Source organism: Nocardia sp. 852002-20019_SCH5090214 (genome assembly GCF_001665865.1).
Classification (GTDB): domain Bacteria; phylum Actinomycetota; class Actinomycetes; order Mycobacteriales; family Mycobacteriaceae; genus Nocardia; species Nocardia nova.
This window is the reverse complement of sequence record NZ_LZMK01000420.1, coordinates 62,734-79,289: the sequence shown is the minus strand read 5'-3', so window position 1 is coordinate 79,289 and position 16,556 is coordinate 62,734. Positions and strand designations below refer to the sequence as shown.

General features: G+C 68.3%; 20 protein-coding genes. 13 read left to right on the top strand and 7 right to left on the bottom strand.

Annotation, left to right across the window (positions count from 1 at the left end):
* Positions 1-79: 79 nt before the first annotated feature.
* Complete coding sequence (locus tag A5780_RS35920; protein WP_063015943.1) at positions 80-1,591, bottom strand: serine/threonine-protein kinase; 1,512 nt, start codon at positions 1,589-1,591, stop codon at positions 80-82.
* 290 nt (positions 1,592-1,881) lie between these two features.
* Between A5780_RS35920 and A5780_RS35915 the strand changes: the two genes are divergently transcribed.
* From A5780_RS35915 to A5780_RS35885, 7 genes are all read left to right on the top strand, one after another.
* Complete coding sequence (locus A5780_RS35915) at positions 1,882-2,337, top strand: DUF1707 domain-containing protein (protein WP_064905699.1); 456 nt, start codon at positions 1,882-1,884, stop codon at positions 2,335-2,337.
* Complete coding sequence (locus A5780_RS35910) at positions 2,337-2,675, top strand: hypothetical protein (protein WP_063015944.1); 339 nt, start codon at positions 2,337-2,339, stop codon at positions 2,673-2,675. Before A5780_RS35915 ends, A5780_RS35910 begins: the two co-directional genes overlap by 1 nt.
* Positions 2,676-2,807: 132 nt before the next feature.
* Positions 2,808-3,044 (top strand): hypothetical protein, encoded by a 237-nt coding sequence (locus A5780_RS35905; RefSeq protein WP_036523144.1) that lies wholly within the window; start codon positions 2,808-2,810, stop codon positions 3,042-3,044.
* A 124-nt stretch (positions 3,045-3,168) separates the two neighbouring features.
* Positions 3,169-3,966, top strand: a complete 798-nt coding sequence (locus A5780_RS35900) for a biotin--[acetyl-CoA-carboxylase] ligase (protein ID WP_231983204.1) — start codon at positions 3,169-3,171, stop codon at positions 3,964-3,966.
* Positions 3,967-3,995: 29 nt separating this feature from the next.
* Entirely contained in the window at positions 3,996-4,544 is a 549-nt protein-coding gene (locus tag A5780_RS35895) for a PH domain-containing protein (protein ID WP_063015945.1), read from the top strand.
* A 61-nt stretch (positions 4,545-4,605) separates the two neighbouring features.
* A complete protein-coding gene (locus tag A5780_RS35890; protein WP_030513615.1) occupies positions 4,606-5,283 on the top strand; it encodes a response regulator transcription factor in 678 nt (225 codons plus the stop codon).
* Positions 5,284-5,289: 6 nt separating this feature from the next.
* Positions 5,290-6,600, top strand: coding sequence for a HAMP domain-containing sensor histidine kinase (locus tag A5780_RS35885; RefSeq protein WP_030513616.1), 1,311 nt, complete (start codon positions 5,290-5,292; stop codon positions 6,598-6,600).
* A gap of 9 nt (positions 6,601-6,609) precedes the next feature.
* On the opposite strand, the gene A5780_RS35880 is transcribed toward A5780_RS35885, so the two are convergent.
* Positions 6,610-7,155 (bottom strand): GtrA family protein, encoded by a 546-nt coding sequence (locus A5780_RS35880; RefSeq protein WP_063011191.1) that lies wholly within the window; start codon positions 7,153-7,155, stop codon positions 6,610-6,612.
* A 151-nt stretch (positions 7,156-7,306) separates the two neighbouring features.
* On the opposite strand from A5780_RS35880, the gene A5780_RS35875 reads away from it, so the two are divergent.
* Both A5780_RS35875 and purE read left to right on the top strand, forming a co-directional pair.
* Positions 7,307-8,509, top strand: coding sequence for a 5-(carboxyamino)imidazole ribonucleotide synthase (locus A5780_RS35875; RefSeq protein ID WP_063015970.1), 1,203 nt, complete (start codon positions 7,307-7,309; stop codon positions 8,507-8,509).
* Positions 8,502-9,005, top strand: a complete 504-nt coding sequence (gene purE, locus A5780_RS35870) for a 5-(carboxyamino)imidazole ribonucleotide mutase (protein WP_064911248.1) — start codon at positions 8,502-8,504, stop codon at positions 9,003-9,005. Before A5780_RS35875 ends, purE begins: the two co-directional genes overlap by 8 nt.
* 7 nt (positions 9,006-9,012) lie before the next feature.
* Here the strand turns inward: purE and A5780_RS35865 are convergent, their stop codons facing one another.
* Positions 9,013-9,579 (bottom strand): PIN domain-containing protein, encoded by a 567-nt coding sequence (locus A5780_RS35865; protein WP_064911247.1) that lies wholly within the window; start codon positions 9,577-9,579, stop codon positions 9,013-9,015.
* A 1-nt stretch (position 9,580) separates the two neighbouring features.
* On the bottom strand, positions 9,581-10,033 hold the full coding sequence (locus A5780_RS35860; RefSeq protein WP_063015971.1) for a helix-turn-helix domain-containing protein: 453 nt from the start codon (positions 10,031-10,033) through the stop codon (positions 9,581-9,583).
* A gap of 106 nt (positions 10,034-10,139) precedes the next feature.
* Here A5780_RS35860 and A5780_RS35855 point away from each other — a divergent pair, with 106 nt between their 5' ends.
* From A5780_RS35855 to A5780_RS35845, 3 genes are all read left to right on the top strand, one after another.
* Entirely contained in the window at positions 10,140-10,820 is a 681-nt protein-coding gene (locus A5780_RS35855; RefSeq protein WP_063015948.1) for a TetR family transcriptional regulator, read from the top strand.
* A gap of 182 nt (positions 10,821-11,002) precedes the next feature.
* The gene (locus A5780_RS35850) at positions 11,003-12,160 is read left to right on the top strand and encodes an acyl-CoA dehydrogenase (RefSeq protein WP_063015949.1); all 1,158 of its coding nucleotides are present in this window, start codon (positions 11,003-11,005) and stop codon (positions 12,158-12,160) included.
* Between the two features lie 301 nt (positions 12,161-12,461).
* Positions 12,462-12,770, top strand: a complete 309-nt coding sequence (locus tag A5780_RS35845) for a hypothetical protein (protein WP_030513629.1) — start codon at positions 12,462-12,464, stop codon at positions 12,768-12,770.
* A 30-nt stretch (positions 12,771-12,800) separates the two neighbouring features.
* Here the strand turns inward: A5780_RS35845 and A5780_RS35840 are convergent, their stop codons facing one another.
* Positions 12,801-13,091 carry a GNAT family N-acetyltransferase gene (locus A5780_RS35840; protein WP_030513630.1) on the bottom strand — a complete coding sequence of 97 codons (291 nt, stop codon included), beginning with the start codon at positions 13,089-13,091 and terminating at the stop codon, positions 12,801-12,803.
* 137 nt (positions 13,092-13,228) lie between these two features.
* Complete coding sequence (locus A5780_RS35835; RefSeq protein WP_064911246.1) at positions 13,229-14,587, bottom strand: FAD-binding oxidoreductase; 1,359 nt, start codon at positions 14,585-14,587, stop codon at positions 13,229-13,231.
* Between the two features lie 50 nt (positions 14,588-14,637).
* On the opposite strand from A5780_RS35835, the gene A5780_RS35830 reads away from it, so the two are divergent.
* Positions 14,638-14,958, top strand: coding sequence for a co-chaperone GroES (locus A5780_RS35830; RefSeq protein ID WP_030513633.1), 321 nt, complete (start codon positions 14,638-14,640; stop codon positions 14,956-14,958).
* A 47-nt stretch (positions 14,959-15,005) separates the two neighbouring features.
* On the opposite strand, the gene A5780_RS35825 is transcribed toward A5780_RS35830, so the two are convergent.
* Complete coding sequence (locus A5780_RS35825) at positions 15,006-16,469, bottom strand: MFS transporter (RefSeq protein ID WP_064911270.1); 1,464 nt, start codon at positions 16,467-16,469, stop codon at positions 15,006-15,008.
* Positions 16,470-16,556: the final 87 nt, after the last annotated feature.

Genomic DNA, 16,556 nt, shown 5'->3' with positions numbered 1-16,556 from the left:
TTTCGTGAAGAACCCCGCTCCACAACGGAGCGGGGTTCTTCACGTTCTGGGTAGAGAACCGACGGCAAGCACACGAGACCTAACCGGCGTGCGGAGAGTGTTGTTTGCCGGGCTCTGTCGGTTTGTCGTGCTTGTTCTCGGAATAGCTTGTGGCATGCGGGATTTGGAAGGGCGGCGGCAGCACGCCGGTGGGGAAGGGCAGCAGCCGCGGTGGGATGACCGCGGTCGTGTATCCCGGTTCCGGGGTCGTCGGGGCCGCGGTGGTCGGTGCGGGGGTGGTGACCTCCGGAGGGGTGGTCGACTGCTGGTCGGAGGGAGTGCGGGAGCCGCTGCTCAGCAGGGCCGTGCACCCGGCGACGACCGCGAGGGCGACGATGGCTGCGCCGATCAGCGCGGCGGCGACGGTGAGGGCCGAGCGGCGTGGCGGTGCGGGTGAAACCTGCTGTGCCGCTGAGGACAAGGGATGCGGCCGGCTGGATGGTCCGAGGGCTGCGGGCGGTGCGAGGGCATCGGCCGGTGTGCCCGGGCCCGGCAGGAAGCGAGTCGGGCGTGCCGCACCGCGCGGCCGCCCGGCCGCGGCACCCGCGAATCCGGGCACGGGGGCCGGTCCGGAGTCGAATCGTCTGGTCGTCGCGGGTTGCGCGGCCGCCAGGGGCGAGGGACCGAGTTGCCCGCGTGCCGCTGGTGCGGGCCCGGGCTGCCCGCTCGCCTCCGGTGTCGCGACTGGATGCGGCGTCTGCGACTGCTCGGATTGCAGGACCGGCGGTGGGTGGTCGACGGTGGTCGTTCCCGCCGCGGCCCGGGCCGCCGCCGCCAGCTCGCCCGCGGTGCGGTAGCGGTCGTCCGGCCGCTTCGCCATCCCGCGGGCGACGACGGCGTCGAGCGCGACGGGGACGTGAGCGGCGACCGCGGAGGGGCGCGGCGGAGGCTCGTGCAGATGGGCGTGCAACTGCCGGACCGCGTCGGTATCACCGAACGGCCTTTGCGCGGTGAGGCATTCGTACAGCACGCAGGCCAGTGAGTACACGTCCGAGCGGGAGTCGCCGTGCCCGGTGAACCGTTCCGGCGCCATATAGGCGAGCGTGCCGACCGTGAAACCCGTTGCGGTGATGGTGGTTTGCCCCGCCGCGCGAGCGATCCCGAAGTCGATGAGATACGCGAACCCGCCGGGATGCACGATGATGTTGGCGGGCTTCACGTCCCGGTGCACCAGCCCGGCCGCGTGGGCGGCGTCGAGTGCCTCGGCGATCTGCGAGATCAGATCGATCGACTCCGGCACCGCCATCGCACTCGACCGCACCAGCCGCGCCAGATCCACACCCGGGATGTAGGCCATATCCAGGTACAGCCGCCCGGCGTATTCGCCGAATCGATGGATCGGTGCGATATGCGGATTGTCCAGATGCGCTCCGATCCGGGCCTCGCGCTCGAACCGCCGCCGGTAATCCGCGTCCTCGGCCGCGCTCCCGGACAAGATCTTCAGCGCGACGGTCCGCGCATCCGCCGGGTCGTACGCCAGCCACACCTCCCCGGCCGAACCCCGGCCGAGCAGTCGATCGAGGCGGTACCGCCCGAACTCCCGCGCCGTCATCGCATCCGCCCGAGGTGCCTACCGGGCCGGATGAAGGGGCCGGGGGTACGGCGGCTCGCCGGTATCGTCCGCGCCCCGAGCCTCGCGTCGCTGGTCTGCGGCCGCGTCTCGGTACTCGGCTGTGGTGCTGGACCGGTCGTCGCGGCGACGAGCGGGGCGGCAGCGGTGCCGATGCCGCGCTGGCGGAACATGAGACCGACGATAGTGCGGATGTGCGACCGGCGGTACCGCGGGTGGAATGCCGCGACGACGGGCCCGCTCACCGGCGCCCCGCGCGGTAATCTCGTGCCATGGCTGATTCTCCCGACGTCCGCATCGGTACCGCGGAGCGCGAGCAGGCGATGCAACGCCTGTCGGAGCACTTCGCCGCCGGGCGGTTGTCGGTCGCCGAGTTCGACGAGCGCAGCGGCCTCATCGCCGCGGCGGTGACGCGAGGTGATCTGGCGCCGGTGTTCAGCGACCTCCCGGCCGTCGTGCCGGAGCCGCCGGAACCGCCGGAACCGGCCGCCGCGCAGCCGGGTGGGCGGCGCGAGTTCGCCGGTTCGATGATGGGCCTGGTGGTGATCATCGCGCTGGTGCTGTTCTTCACCACCCATACTTGGCTCTGGTTCCTGCTGATCCCCGCGGCCGGCATCATCACCGGCGGCCTCCAGCAGCGCGGCCACGATCGCCGGTTGCTCGACGGCGACGACCACCGCCTGCTCGACCGCCGCCGCCGTCGCCGCGACCGTCGCCGGAGGTTCTGATGGAACCGATCGAAATCAACGCCGGCAGTTGGTATCTGCGTGCGCTGCGTGCCGACGACCGCATCGACGACCGCCCGGCTCTGGCCGACGGCGGCATCACCGATCCCGGCTATGTCGAACGCCGTGCCCGCGAATGGGCGGAACAGACCGGATATTCGTGGGCGGTGTGCGAGCCGACCACCGCGGAACTGGTCGCCGAGATCGTGGTGACGCCGCAACCCGATGGCACCGCGGAGATTTCGGGCTGGGCGCGCGAGGGCTACGATTCCGCGCTGCAGTCCGGCCTGACCGCGGTGAGCCGATTCGTCGCCGGGGCCCTGGGCCTGCAACCTCTGTAAGGCGCGCCGAACGCTCTGTGCCGCAGCCCTTTTCGCGTCGAGCGGCCGGGGTCGCCGGTTAAATCGGTGGATTGTCGGGGTTCCGTACCCGTACCGTGAAGACTCCGAAATCAAGCACTGGGGAGGTGCGCGATGTGGGAGTGGAGTAAATCGGTCGCGGAACGGGCCACCGCGACAGCGTGGACCCGGTCGGCCGGGGAGCCGGAGCCGACCGTCGTGGATCCGGAGGTCCGGGCCGAGCGGCCGGACGAGCAGGCGCCGGAAGAGCTCGGCGAATGGGCCTCCGACGCCGTCATGGCATATGGCGGAGCAGGCGCCGGCGGACCGGTGCGCTCGATCCATCTGCCGGAGTACGACCTGGCCCGATGAGAGGAACCGGGAGGCGGGTGTCGCTCACATGGCGGTGCTCGCATCTTGGTCCCGCCCCCCGGGCGAACCGTCCGACGGGAGCGGCACAACGACCGTCCGAGCAGGCAGGAGTAGCCTGCGAGGCGTGCAGAGGCCACCGTTGGACGCCGATATCCTGCGACATGCCGTCGCCGAACAGCCCGACCTGTCGTTCTTCTCCCACATCGATGTGGTGGAGTCGACCGGTTCGACCAATGCGGATCTGATCGGCGTGGCGGGCGATCCGTCCTCCGATCGGAGGGTGCTGGTCGCCGAATATCAGGACCGCGGTCGCGGCCGCCACGAACGGTCGTGGGTGAGTCCGCCGCGCGCGCAGATCGCGATGTCGATTCTGGTGCGGCTCGGCGGTATCGAGCCGGCCGTCCTCGGCTGGTTGCCGCTGCTGACCGGTGTCGCCGTCGTCGACGCGGTCCGCGAAACCACCGGACTGGACGCAAATCTCAAGTGGCCCAACGACGTTCTGATCGGCGGCCGCAAGGTGGCCGGCATCCTGGCCGAGGTCGCCTCCGGGGCGGGCGCGCCGACGGTCGTGGTCGGCGTCGGGCTCAATGTGAGCCTCGCCGAGGACGAACTGCCTGTGCCGCATGCCGTTTCGCTCACCCTGGCCGGTGCGGAGAACGCCGATCGCAACGAATTGGTCCTCGCCCTGCTGCGCGCCTTCGCCCGCCACTTCACCGAATGGCGGACCGAGAACTGGAATGTCACGGCGCTGGCCGACGCCTACCGTGCCCGGTGCGCCACCCTCGGCGCCGACGTGCGGGCGGAACTGCCCGGCGGCGAGGTCATCACCGGCGTGGCCACCGATATCGACACCTACGGCCGCCTGATCATCGGCGATCGTTCGGTTTCGGCGGGCGACGTCACTCATCTTCGCCCGGCATAGCGGGCCGAATCAGGGGGTAGGGTTCGCATATGAGTTATCCGGAGGAGCTGCTCGCGCCGGACGAGCAGCTGCTACTGCACCGTCATCCGCATTGGAAGATGTTGTTCTTGCCGGCGCTCACCTTCATCCTCGCCACGGCGCTGGCCGGATTCCTGAGCGGGCTGGCCTGGCGCAACACCGAGGGCACCACGCGCAACGCCGTTCTCATCGCGATCGTCGTGGTGTGGGCGCTGCTGGTCGTGTGGCGTTGCCTGTCGCAGGTGATCCGTTGGAAGTCAACGCATTTCATCATCACCGACCGGCGGGTGCTGGTGCGCGAGGGCGTGCTCACCCACACCGGCATCGACATTCCGATGAACCGCATCTCCAGTGTGCAGTTCCGCCACGGGTTGTCGGACCGGTTGCTCGGCACGGGCACCCTGATCATCGACGCCGCCTCGGGTGATCCGTTGGAGTACGACGACATTCCGAACGTGCAGAAGGTGCATTCGTTGCTGTACCACCAGGTCTTCGACAACCCGCACGGCGATCCGGGCCACGAGCAGTATCAGGACCCTCGCTACGGCGGCCGTCGGTAGCGGCGGGCCGCGGTTCGGTGGCGCACGCCCGATCGGCCCGGTTCGCCAGTAATCTTGTGCTGTGACCGCCGTACTGCTGGCCGAGGACGATGAGGCCATCGCCGCTCCGCTGTCGCGAGCGCTGGGGCGCGAAGGCTATTCGGTAACCGTCGAGAGCTTCGGCCCCGCCGTGCTGCGCCGGGCGCTGGAGGGTGAACACGATCTGCTCATCCTCGATCTAGGGCTGCCCGGTATGGACGGCCTGGAGGTGTGCCGCCAGGTCCGTGCCCGCGGCGCCGATCTCGCGGTGCTGATGCTGACCGCCCGCACCGACGAGGTCGATTTCGTGGTGGGTCTGGACGCCGGCGCCGACGACTATGTCGGTAAACCGTTCCGTCTCGCCGAACTACTGGCCCGCGTGCGAGCCCTGTTGCGGCGCAGTGGCATCGGCGACGAGGCGGTGGAGATCGGCGGAGTGCGGCTCGAACCCGCCGCACGTCGGGTGCTGGTCAACGGCCACGAAGTGAATCTGGCCAACAAGGAGTACGAACTGCTCAAGGTGCTCATCGACCGGGCCGGGCAGGTCGTGCCGCGCGAGACGATTCTGCGCGAGGTGTGGGGCGATGCCGATCTGCGCGGCTCCAAAACCCTCGACATGCACATGTCCTGGCTGCGCCGCAAGATCGGCGACGAGGGCCCGGTCGCGGAGCGGCGCATCGTCACCGTGCGCGGTGTCGGTTTCCGCTTCAACACCGATTGATCGCCGATGCGGCGCCGAATTCTGCTGTCCATGCTGGCGGCCCTGACCCTCACCACCGTGGTGCTGGGTATCCCCCTGGCGTTCACCGCCTGGCAGTGGGTGGCCGATATCACCCGCAGCGATCTGCGGGCCCGCCTGGATCGCATGTCGGTGGAGATCGTCGGCCAGGAGCGTGAGGACGGGTTGGTCCACGGCGTGCTCGACCTGCGCTCGGTGCGGCCGCTGATTCCGTCCGGCGGACGTCTCACAATCATCTATCCGACTCCCGAGGACGCCGCGCTGCGCGTGGACGCCGGGGCGCCGGAGGTCGACAACCCGGTGGTGGAATCGCTGTCGATGGGCACGTCGGGCTCGCTGCGACTCGAGGTGCCGGCCGCCCCCATGCATTCGATGCAGCGGCAAGCGGTGGGCGCGGTGGCGTTGGTGGCGCTGGCCTCGCTGGCCGCGGGCGCCGCGGTGGCGGTGGTGACCGCGCGGCGGGTCGCCGATCCGCTGCGGGATGTGGCCGCCCGTGCCGCGCGGTTGGCGAAGGGCGATTTCCGGCCGGACCCGCGCCGGCACGGCATCACCGAACTCGACCGGGTCTCGGATGTGCTCGATTCGGCCACGGTCGAGATCGCGGGCCGGCTGCAGCGCGAGCACGCGCTGGTCGCCGACGTGTCCCATCAGTTGCGCAGCCGCTTGACGGCGGTGCGGCTGCGCCTCGACGAATTGTCGGCGCATCCGGACCCGGCGGTCGTCCAGGAATCGGAGGAGGCGATGGCGCAGGTCGATCGGCTCACCGAGGCGATCGACGAGTTGGTTCGCGATTCCCGCGACCAGGACGCCGCCGATCACGAACCGGTCCCGGTGGTCGCGGAATTGCGCGGGGTTGTCGCCGAATGGCGGCATCCCTTCGCCGAGGCCGGCCGCAAACTCGTGCTGTCCGGCGATCCGGCCCTGCGCGCGCCGGTGACCGGACCGCGGTTGCGCGAGGCGGTGGCCGTACTGGTCGACAACGCGCTGGTGCACGGCGGCGGAGACTGCTCGGTGTCGGTGCGCACCGTCTACGGCGGGCCCGACCGCGAACCGCTGGTGGCGGTCGAGGTGGCCGACGAGGGCGAGGGGGTCAGCGACGAACTGGCACCGCACATCTTCGACCGCGGCTTCTCCGGCGCCGGATCGACCGGGGTGGGGCTGGCGCTGGCGCGCGCGCTGATCGAAGCCGATGGCGGCCGGTTGGAACTACAGCGACGGCGTCCGGCGCTGTTCGCGGTATTCCTCGGTAAGCCGACCGCGGGGCGGTCGGGTAACGGCGTCATCGGGGAGCCCCGCTGAACGGTGGGTTCAGCTGAAGCCGAGCGGTTTCTCTTCCTCGTACAGTTCTTCGAATTCTTCGACCAGTGCGTCGATTTCGTCGGGGAACACCCAGCGCTTCATCGCCCAGAATCGGAACACCATCTGCAGGATGTTGCCGATGATGAAGGCGCTGACGAAGTCGGCGATGTTCTCCACGGTCAAGCTGACATCGGGAACGTGCAGATGGAAGAAATACCGCGAAACCCACAGCGGGAGATTCGACAGCAGCACACCGATGGCGCTGACCACGAAGAACAACAGGGCTTCGTGGTGTTTCTCACGACCGCCGCGACCCTTGAACGACCATTCCCGGTTCAGGATGTAGGACGCGATGACCGCGATTACTCCGGAAATGATCTTGGCAGTGATCGGTTTCGACTCGAGAACCGTCAATTTGAGGATGTAGAAGATACCGCTGTCGATGACGAAAGTGGTCGCTCCGACAATCGCGAACTTGATCAGCTCGTGATGACGAATAGCGAGGTCCCGTAGTGTTTTGGGGAGGATGTTGACCACATCGTCGACAAATGGCACCCGGTGAGTCTACGTCCGTCCCGCGCTGGGCAATCAACCCGCACTCATCCCCGCGTGTGGGCGCATGACAACATGGTGGGCTGTGAGCGAGCGTAGTGGGCCATCGATGGACCCCTCCACCGGGGTGCAAGAGGTTGCCGAGGGTGAACCGATGCCGGTTTCGCGCAGTTTCGAAGGTGGTGGAATGCCGACCGTCGCGATGATCGGCGGCGGGCAGCTGGCGCGAATGACGCATCAGGCCGCCGTGGCGCTGGGGCAGTGCCTGCGGGTCCTGGCCGAGCGACCCGACGATCCGGCGGCCCAGGTCAGCCCCGAGCTGGTCCTCGGATCGCATACCGACCTGGCGGCCCTGCGCAAGGTTGCCGTCGGTACGCACGCGATGACCTTCGATCATGAACATGTGCCGACCGAACATCTGCTGGCGCTGGTGGCCGAGGGCGTGAACGTGCAGCCGCCGCCGGCCGCGCTGGTCTACGCCCAGGACAAGCTCGCGATGCGGCGCAAACTGGCCGAGATGGGCGTGCCGGTCCCGGCGTTCACCGCGGTCGAGAACGTCGCGGATGCCACCGGTTTCCTCGCCGAACACGGTCCGTTCGTGCTGAAGGCGGTGCGCGGCGGCTACGACGGGCGCGGCGTGTGGATGATCGACGACGCCGCCGAGGCCGAGCGCATCGTCACAGACCAGCTCGGGCACGGTGTGATCTTGCTCGCCGAGCAGCGGGTGGATCTGAAGCGTGAGCTCTCCGCGATGGTGGCGCGCTCGCCGTTCGGGCAGGCCGCGGCCTGGCCGGTGGTGGAGACCGTGCAGCGCGAGGGCCAGTGTGCCGTGGTGATCGCGCCCGCGCCGCAGCTGTCGGACGAGGCCGCGACCGAGGCCGAATCGCTGGCTCTGCGGCTGGCCGCCGAGCTCGGCGTCACCGGTGCGATGGCCGTCGAGCTGTTCGAAACCCACGCCGGTGAACTGCTGGTCAACGAACTGGCCATGCGCCCGCACAATTCCGGGCACTGGGGGATGGACGGTGCCGTCACCGGGCAGTTCGAACAGCATCTGCGCGCGGTTCTCGACTATCCGCTCGGTGCCACCACGCCGCTGGCGCCGGTGACGGTGATGGCGAACATCCTCGGCGCGGCCGAGGCGCCGGCGATGTCGATGGACGAGCGGCTGCACCACCTGTTCGCGCGGATGCCGGAGGCGAGGGTGCATCTCTACGGCAAGGGCGAACGCCCGAAGCGCAAGATCGGGCATGTGAACATCCTCGGTGACGACGTGGCCGAGGTGCGGGAGAAGGCCGAACGGGCGGCGCACTGGATGTCGCACGCGGTGTGGACCGATGGATGGGATCCCCATGAGTGACGGAGCACAGGTCGGCCTGATCATGGGCAGCGATTCCGACTGGCCCACGATGGAAGCCGCCGCGGAAGCGTTGGCGGAGTTCGGGATTCGCTTCGAGGTCGGTGTCGTCTCGGCGCATCGCACGCCGCAGCGCATGCTCGACTACGCCCGCGAGGCCGCCGGTCGCGGCGTCAAGGTGATCATCGCCGGTGCCGGTGGCGCCGCCCACCTGCCCGGCATGGTCGCCTCGGCCACCCCGCTGCCGGTGATCGGCGTTCCGGTGCCGCTGAAATACCTCGACGGCATGGACTCCCTGCTGTCGATCGTGCAGATGCCCGCCGGCGTCCCCGTCGCCACGGTCTCCATCGGCGGCGCCCGCAACGCGGGCCTGCTCGCCGTCCGCATCCTCGCCGCCACCGACCCCCACCTGCGCACCCGCATGGAACAGTTCCAGGCCGACCTGGAAAAACTGGTCCTCGACAAGGACGAAGCCCTGCGCACCCGCTTGCTGGGTTAGGACCGATTCATTCCACGGCCCGACCCGCACGCAGGGCGGCGATCGATTCGATGAGGCCCGCGCGTTCGACTGCGTCGAGGACATCTTCGACGGTCTCCGGAGGATTGTTCCGTGAATCGGCAATCGACTGTGTGCACGCCCAGACGATGCGATCGTCCAGCGACATCTGGTCGAGAATGAACTCGTCGGGGCTTTTCGCCTCGATGTGCCACTGTGCGAGGTACTCGTTCGGGAAGTCGTCGAGGTTGGCGGTGACGATGACTCGCACACCGGCCTTGGTCGCCGCGGCGAGCACGTGGCGGTCGTCCATGTCGGGTAGTTTCAGGCCCTCGATGAGCGGTTCGTAGCCCTCGACCAGGCAGTCGGGTACAGCCCTGATGAGCAGCTGTCGAAGCCGCACGAACTTGTCGGGTGCGATGTCGGGCCGTTTGGCGGACAGGTTGTCGAAGGTTTCGTCGAGAATGCGGGCCGACCATTTCGCCTGCACTATGCCCGACCGCGCGAGCCGGACCATCATGTCCCGCAGTGTATTTCCGTAGAGAACGTTGGCGTCGTAGAGCACTACGAATGCCACGTCAGATGCCCAATTCCTGCCCGAGGGCGCCGAGCTCGTCGGCTGCGGACCTGCTGAGGACTTCGGTGCGTTGCTGGTATGCCTTCAGGTCGTCGAACCGGACTCGGCGGTGGCGACCGACGAGGCGGAACGGAATCTCGCCGGATTCGAGGAGGTTGACCAGATACGGCCGCGACACGTTCAGCATGTCGGCTGCCTGCTGTGTGGTCAGTTCCGCATTGGAAGGAACGACGGACACCCCCCGGCCTTCTGCTGCCTGGGCGAGGATGAACGCCAGCAGACTCACGGCCTCGCGCGGGAGTATCAAAGCGTCGCGGCCGGTCTCACCGGAAGCGACGATGGTTTGTTCGTCCGGGTGGCGCATGAGGTAGTCCTTGATCCGACGCATGGCGCGCGCGGCTACCTCCGGATCGATGGCGCCGGGTTCCGTCCGTTTGGCTGTCTGCATCCCCATCGTGGTCACCACTCCTTCCTGTTCGAACTATACGCAATATTCGCAATATTCGAAACGGTCACCGGTTCACTGGGGGGTCGCCGTGGCATCTCGCTACCGTTTAGACGTGCCCAGCGACAATTCGACCCCCGTTCGTGCTGCCGACGCCGCGGAGTTTCGGCTGGCTGTGGTCGATCATGCGTTGCGGCTGTTTGCCGAGCAGGGGTACGAGGCGACGACGGTGGACGAGATCGCGGAGGCGGCGGGGATTTCGCGGCGGACGTTCTTTCGGCAGTTCCGGTCGAAGGAGGATGTGGTCTTCGCCGACCACGAGGAGCAGCTCGCCCGGGCGAAGGCGTATCTGGCCGCGGCGCAGGGGGATCCGTGGGATGCGGTGCGGGAGGCGGTGGTCGGGATCTTCGAGCGGTTCACCGAGACCAGGGAACTGGCCGCGCGCCGGTACCGGGTGGTCCGGCAGGCCTCGGCACTGCGCGACCGTGAGATCGTGACCGTCTTCCGGTACGAACGGCTGTTCACCGACTATCTGCGCGATCGGCTGCCGGAGGTGCCCGATCTCGCGCTGATCCAGTTCAGTGCGGCCGTCACCGCCACCCACAACTATCTGCTGCGCCGCATGGTGCGGGGTCGGTCCGAGGCGAGCGCGGCCGATCTGCGCGCGGCGGTCCGGGCGATCGCGCCCCCCGGTGCGGCCCCGGAGCCGGGTGAGATGGTGGTCGCGGTCTTCCCGCGCGAGATGCCCGCACGGCAGGTCGCCGACCTCCTGGCCGACCGCCTCGATAATCTGTGATTCGGGCACCGAATCCAGGATTTGGCACTGAGTGCCACGCCGGATTCCGGCTATCCCCTCACGTCGTCGCCCTCGGACGGCGTATAGTCGAACCCGACTGGCACTGAGTGCCGAGGTGCGCCAGTGTAGTGCCGGGATTCGCGGACCAGGCGAATCGAAACCCCACGACCAGGAGTGAACCCATGGCGGGCAACCCCGATTTCGAACTGTTCAAGTTGGACGACATCCACGACGAGTTGCGCGCGGCGATTCGCGGCCTGGCCGAGAAGGAGATCGCCCCGCACGCCAAGGATGTCGACGGCAACGCCCGGTTCCCGCAGGAGGCCCTGGACGCGCTGAACGCCGCGGGCTTCAACGCGGTCCACGTCCCCGAGGCCTACGGCGGCCAGGGCGCCGACTCGGTCGCCACCTGCATCGTCATCGAGGAGGTCGCCCGCGTCTGTGGTTCGTCCTCGCTGATCCCGGCGGTGAACAAGCTCGGCACGATGGGCCTGATCCTGCAGGGTTCGGAGGAGCTGAAGCAGAAGGTGCTGCCCGACCTCGTCGAGGGCAAGATGGCCTCCTACTGCCTGTCCGAGCGCGAGGCCGGTTCGGACGCCGCCTCCATGCGCACCCGCGCCAAGCGCGACGGTGACGACTGGGTGATCAACGGCTCCAAGTGCTGGATCACCAACGGCGGTCAGTCCACCTGGTACACCGTCATGGCGGTGACCGATCCGGAGAAGGGCGCCAACGGCATCTCCGCGTTCATGGTCCACAAGGACGACGAGGGTTTCGTGGTCGGCCCGCTCGAGCACAAGCTGGGCATCAAGGGTTCGCCGACCGCCGAGCTGTACTTCGAGAACTGCCGCATCCCGGGTGACCGGATCATCGGCGCCGAGGGCACCGGTTTCAAGACCGCGCTGCAGACCCTCGACCACACCCGGCCCACCATCGGCGCGCAGGCCGTCGGCCTGGCCCAGGGTGCGCTGGACGCCGCGATCGCCTACACCAAGGACCGCAAGCAGTTCGGCAAGGCCATCGCCGATTTCCAGAACACCCAGTTCATGCTCGCCGATATGGCGATGAAGGTCGAGGCCGCGCGCCTGATGGTCTACACCTCCGCCGCACGCGCCGAGCGTGGTGAGAAGAACCTGGGCTTCATCTCCGCCGCCTCCAAGTGCTTCGCCTCCGATGTGGCGATGGAGGTCACCACCAACGCCGTGCAGCTGTTCGGCGGCGCCGGCTACACCACCGATTTCCCGGTGGAGCGGATGATGCGCGATGCCAAGATCACCCAGATCTACGAGGGCACCAACCAGATTCAGCGTCTGGTCATGTCGCGCCAGCTGCTGCGCTGATCGCAGACCCGATCGACGACGCGCGCGGCGCCGGGGAACGACTCGGCGCCGCCCGCGTTCGCTTGTGACATCGAACCGAAGCGGCACTGCCTCGTGGCGCGTCGCGCACGGTGAGTTGTCAGGACGCGTTACGGTATCGAAGCGCCGAATTCAGTGAATTACCGGCAATTTTCGCTGGTAGAACGGTAGTGCCACGAAAATCTCTGCGAAGTACTTTCAGATGCAATTTCAAATGTTCGTTCAATCGCAATCGGGCGAATTCGGAATTGTCCCAACGGCTTTCGCAGCGCACTATTGATGCATGGCAGGCGTGGAGATCACCGACAGGTTCGTCCGCCGCACCCTGGACAACGGGCGAATCGAAGAGGTCACCTGGCTGGAGCTGACCGAGGTGCGCATCATCACCACCGCCGACGGTCCCTTCGCCGACGACGTGTTCTTCGTACTGATCGGTGTGCGCGGGAACGGTTGTGTGGTCCCGCATTCCGCTGCCGACACCGAGTTCCTGGCCCGCCTGCAGAAACTACCGGGCTTCGACAACGCCGCCGTGATCGAGGCGATGGGGACGGTCGGCGACCGCCAGTTCCTGGTCTGGCGGCGCCGCATCTGACGCGGAGACCGCGGCGCCGCAGGAGGACCGCTAGGCGACCAGATCGGCGTATTCGCGATGGTCGCCGATGTACTGCTCCACGTACCAGCAGGTCGGCACGACGGCGAAGCCGTTGTCGCGGCAGTCGGTGAGCGCGTATTCCACCAGTTGCGCCGCCACCCCGCGCCCGCGGAACTCCGGGAAGGTGAGGGTGTGGTTGAGATCGCGAATCGGCTTGTCGCCCACGCTGTTCTCGGCGTAATCCGCGTAGCCGGCGAGAGTGTCGTCGATGTAGATCTCGTAGCGGCCGGCGGCCGTATTGTGCTCGAGCCTGGTCGTCATATCAGGTAGAACTCCGTCGTCGCCACGATTTGTTCCGCGCGCGGGTCAGCTGCCGCAGACTCGATTCAGCTCGTCCGACATTTCGCAGCCTAGCCGGCGACTGTCCGATTTGCGAGATTTTTCCGGCCGGTCCGAGTTCAGAGCACCGCGCCCGGATTGAGGATGCCGTGCGGATCCAGGGCTTCCTTGATGCGCCGGGTCAGATCCATCACCTCCGGACCGACCTGATCCGGTAGCCACGCCTTCTTCAACCGGCCGACGCCGTGTTCGCCGGTGATCGTGCCGCCCAGCGCGATGGCCAGGTCCATGATCTCGCCGAAGGCCTGATGCGCGCGTGCGGTCTCGTCCGCATCGGCGGGGTTGTAGACGATCAGCGGGTGGGTGTTGCCGTCACCGGCGTGCGCGATCACCGAGATCAGCACCTCCCGCCGCGCGGCGATCTCGGCGATACCCGTGACCAGCTCGCCCAGGCGCGGTAGCGGCACGCCGACGTCCTCGAGCAGGAGCGGACCCTTGCGTTCCACCGCGGGGATGGCGAATCGCCGTGCGGCGCAGAACGCTTCGCCCTCCTCGGGGTCCTCGGTCCGGAAAACCTCGGCGGCTCCGGCGCTTTCGCAGGCCTCGGCGATGATCGCGGCCTCCCGGGCCCGGTATTCGCCGGGAGCGTCCGAGCGGGCCACCAGCATGGCTGCGGCCTCGCGATCGAGTCCCATCCGCATCTCGTCCTCGACGGCGTTGATCGCCACCGAGTCCATGAATTCCAGCATCGAGGGACGCAGCCGGGCCGCGATCGCCTCGATCGCCGCGGTAGCCGCGGTGAGGGTGGAAAACGTGGCGACCACGGTGCTCTGCTGCGGCTGCGCGGGCAGCAACCGCAGCGTCAGCTCGGTGATGATGCCGAGGGTGCCCTCGCTGCCGACGAACAGTTTGGTCAGCGACAGCCCGGCGGAATCCTTGAGTCGCGGCCCGCCCAGCCGCACCACCGTGCCGTCGGCGAGCACCACCTCCATACCCAGGATGTAGTCGGTGGTGACGCCGTATTTCACGCAGCACAGCCCGCCGGCGTTGGTGGCCGCGTTGCCGCCGATCGAGCAGATCTCGAACGATGACGGATCCGGCGGATACCACAGTCCGTGTTCGGCCGCCGCCCGTTTGACCTCGGCGTTCAGCAGTCCGGGCTGGGTGACGGCGGTCCGGGTGACCGGATCGACCGTGATCTCCCGCATGCGCTCGGTACTCACCAGCAGGGCGCCGTCCTGCGCGGTCGCGCCGCCGGACAGTCCGGTTCCGGCGCCGCGCGGCACCAGCGGGACCCGATGTTCGTGCGCCCAGCCGACCACGGTCGCGACCTGTTCGGTGGTCAGCGGCCGGACCAGTGCCGCTGGCATTCCGGCCTGTGGATCGAGCGCGCGGTCGTGGCGGTACCCGGCGAGGATGTCGGGATCGGTGACGACCGTGCCGTCGGGAAGCCGGTCTGCGAGTGTTGCGATGTCCACACCCCGAACCTACGTGCTCGCGCGGGATCCGTGCGCAGTACACTGCCGCGGTGTCCGATGCCAAGCTAGAGATCCAGATGCTCCACGACCGGATCATGGTTCGCGTCTCCCAGGAGGAGGGCGAACGACGCAGCAGCGGCGGCATTCTGATTCCCGCCACCGCGCAGGTGGCGAAGCGGCTGACCTGGGGTGAGGTCAGCGGGGTGGGTTCGCATGTGCGCAGCGTGGGCGTCGGCGACCGTGTGCTGTTCAGCGCCGAGGACCAGTTCGAGGTGGAGGTGCAGGGTCAGGCCTACCTGGTGCTGCGCGAGCGCGATCTGCACGCGGTGGCGAGCGAACGCCCCGAACACGGCACCGGCCTGTACCTGTAACCGGCACGGCGATGCCCCCGGCCGGGTAGCCAGGGGCATCGAGCGCATCAGCGGGTGTGCCGCGGTAGCGCCAGCGCGGCGGCGAGCACCACGGCGAGGACCGCGATCCCGGCTACCGCGGCCATCTCCATGGCGGTCACATAGCTGCCGGTGCTGTGCGCCGCGCCCAGCGCCGAGAAGAAGATGACGCCGAGAACGGTTGCGCCGATGGCGTTTCCGAACTGCTGCGCGGTGGTGAGCACGCCGGCCGCCATCCCGGCCTGCGGTGCGGGGATGCCCGAGGACAGCACGGCCGAGACCACCGACGGGATGGTCATCCCGTTGCCGAGGCCGACGACCATCATGCCCGGAATCAACGCGAGGGCGCTCACCTGCGTGCCCATGCCGGCCAGCACCGCCAGAGTGATTCCCAGGCCGGTCAGGCTGGTGCAGGTTCCGATCACCATGACCCGGTTGCCGAACCGGTTGGCGACCCGCGGTGCCAGGAACAGCGAACTGCCCGCGAAGCAGAGTCCCAGCGGCGCGAACGCCGAACCCGCACGCAGCGGCGACAATCCGAGGCCGCCCTGCAGCATCAGCGTCAGGCAGAGCATGAATCCGGCGAAGAAGGTCAGATAGCCGCCCGCGATCACGAGGCCGAGGCTGAAGCCGCGTTCGCGAACCATGGCGGTGTCGAGGACCGGTTCCCCGCCGCGGCGTGCCAGCCGGTTCTCGTAACGCAGGGTCGCCAGCAGTACCGGCGCCGCGGCCGCCATCGACACCCAGGTCCACAGCGGCCAGCCCTCCGGCCGGCCCAGTGTGATCGGAATCAGCAGCAGTGCCAGTGCCGCGGAAATGCCCACGGCGCCAACGGGATCCAGCCGCGCCCGGCGAGTGCTGCCGGTGCGGGGCAGCCAGCGTGCGGCCAGGGCGGCCGCGACCAGTCCGATCGGCACGTTGATGTAGAAAATGGTCCGCCAGCCCCAGCCGAACAGATCGGCGTCGAGCAGGACGCCGCCGAGCACCTGGCCCGCGACCGCGCCGAGGCCGATGGTGGCGCCGAACGCGGCCATCGCCCGGGGCCGTTCGAGCGGCGGGAACAGGGTGTTGATCAGTGCCAGCATCTGCGGCACCATCAGCGCCGCGGTGCCGCCCTGCAGGACGCGCGCGCCGACCAGCGCCCAAGCATTCGGTGCGAGGCCGCAGAGCAGCGACGCCACCGTGAAGGCCAGCATGCCGACGACGAACAGGCGCCGATGGCCGAACAGGTCGCCGAGCCGGCCGCCCGTGATCAGGCCCGAGGCGTAGGCGAAGCCGTAGCCGCCGACGATCAGTTCCAGCGCCGCTTCGCCGGCGTTCAGATCGTGTTGTAGCGAGGAGGCGGCGACATTGACGACGAACCAGTCGAACATCGCCATGAACATGGCACTCAGCACCACCGGCAGCACCCGCCAGCGCGCCGGGTAGGGCACGGGCTCGGCCGGCGGCGTACGCAGAAGTGGTGGGGCGGTGGGTGTTTCGAGGGTGGGCATATCGGACTCCCCGGAATCGGTCGAGAGTATCGACGGCGCCGCGCTGCGCCGCGGGATGCGGATCGGTCTCCGCACGGGATGTAACTA

Excerpts from the sequence above, each read along its gene's own strand:
- A5780_RS35920 (WP_063015943.1), bottom strand. The coding sequence starts at position 1,591 with ATGACGGCGCGGGAGTTCGGGCGGTACCGCCTCGATCGACTGCTCGGC.
- A5780_RS35915 (WP_064905699.1), top strand. The coding sequence starts at position 1,882 with ATGGCTGATTCTCCCGACGTCCGCATCGGTACCGCGGAGCGCGAGCAG.
- A5780_RS35910 (WP_063015944.1), top strand. The coding sequence starts at position 2,337 with ATGGAACCGATCGAAATCAACGCCGGCAGTTGGTATCTGCGTGCGCTG.
- A5780_RS35905 (WP_036523144.1), top strand. The coding sequence starts at position 2,808 with ATGTGGGAGTGGAGTAAATCGGTCGCGGAACGGGCCACCGCGACAGCG.
- A5780_RS35895 (WP_063015945.1), top strand. The coding sequence starts at position 3,996 with ATGAGTTATCCGGAGGAGCTGCTCGCGCCGGACGAGCAGCTGCTACTG.
- A5780_RS35885 (WP_030513616.1), top strand. The coding sequence starts at position 5,290 with ATGCGGCGCCGAATTCTGCTGTCCATGCTGGCGGCCCTGACCCTCACC.
- A5780_RS35875 (WP_063015970.1), top strand. The coding sequence starts at position 7,307 with ATGCCGGTTTCGCGCAGTTTCGAAGGTGGTGGAATGCCGACCGTCGCG.
- purE (WP_064911248.1), top strand. The coding sequence starts at position 8,502 with ATGAGTGACGGAGCACAGGTCGGCCTGATCATGGGCAGCGATTCCGAC.
- A5780_RS35860 (WP_063015971.1), bottom strand. The coding sequence starts at position 10,033 with ATGGGGATGCAGACAGCCAAACGGACGGAACCCGGCGCCATCGATCCG.
- A5780_RS35850 (WP_063015949.1), top strand. The coding sequence starts at position 11,003 with ATGGCGGGCAACCCCGATTTCGAACTGTTCAAGTTGGACGACATCCAC.
- A5780_RS35845 (WP_030513629.1), top strand. The coding sequence starts at position 12,462 with ATGGCAGGCGTGGAGATCACCGACAGGTTCGTCCGCCGCACCCTGGAC.
- A5780_RS35840 (WP_030513630.1), bottom strand. The coding sequence starts at position 13,091 with ATGACGACCAGGCTCGAGCACAATACGGCCGCCGGCCGCTACGAGATC.
- A5780_RS35825 (WP_064911270.1), bottom strand. The coding sequence starts at position 16,469 with ATGCCCACCCTCGAAACACCCACCGCCCCACCACTTCTGCGTACGCCG.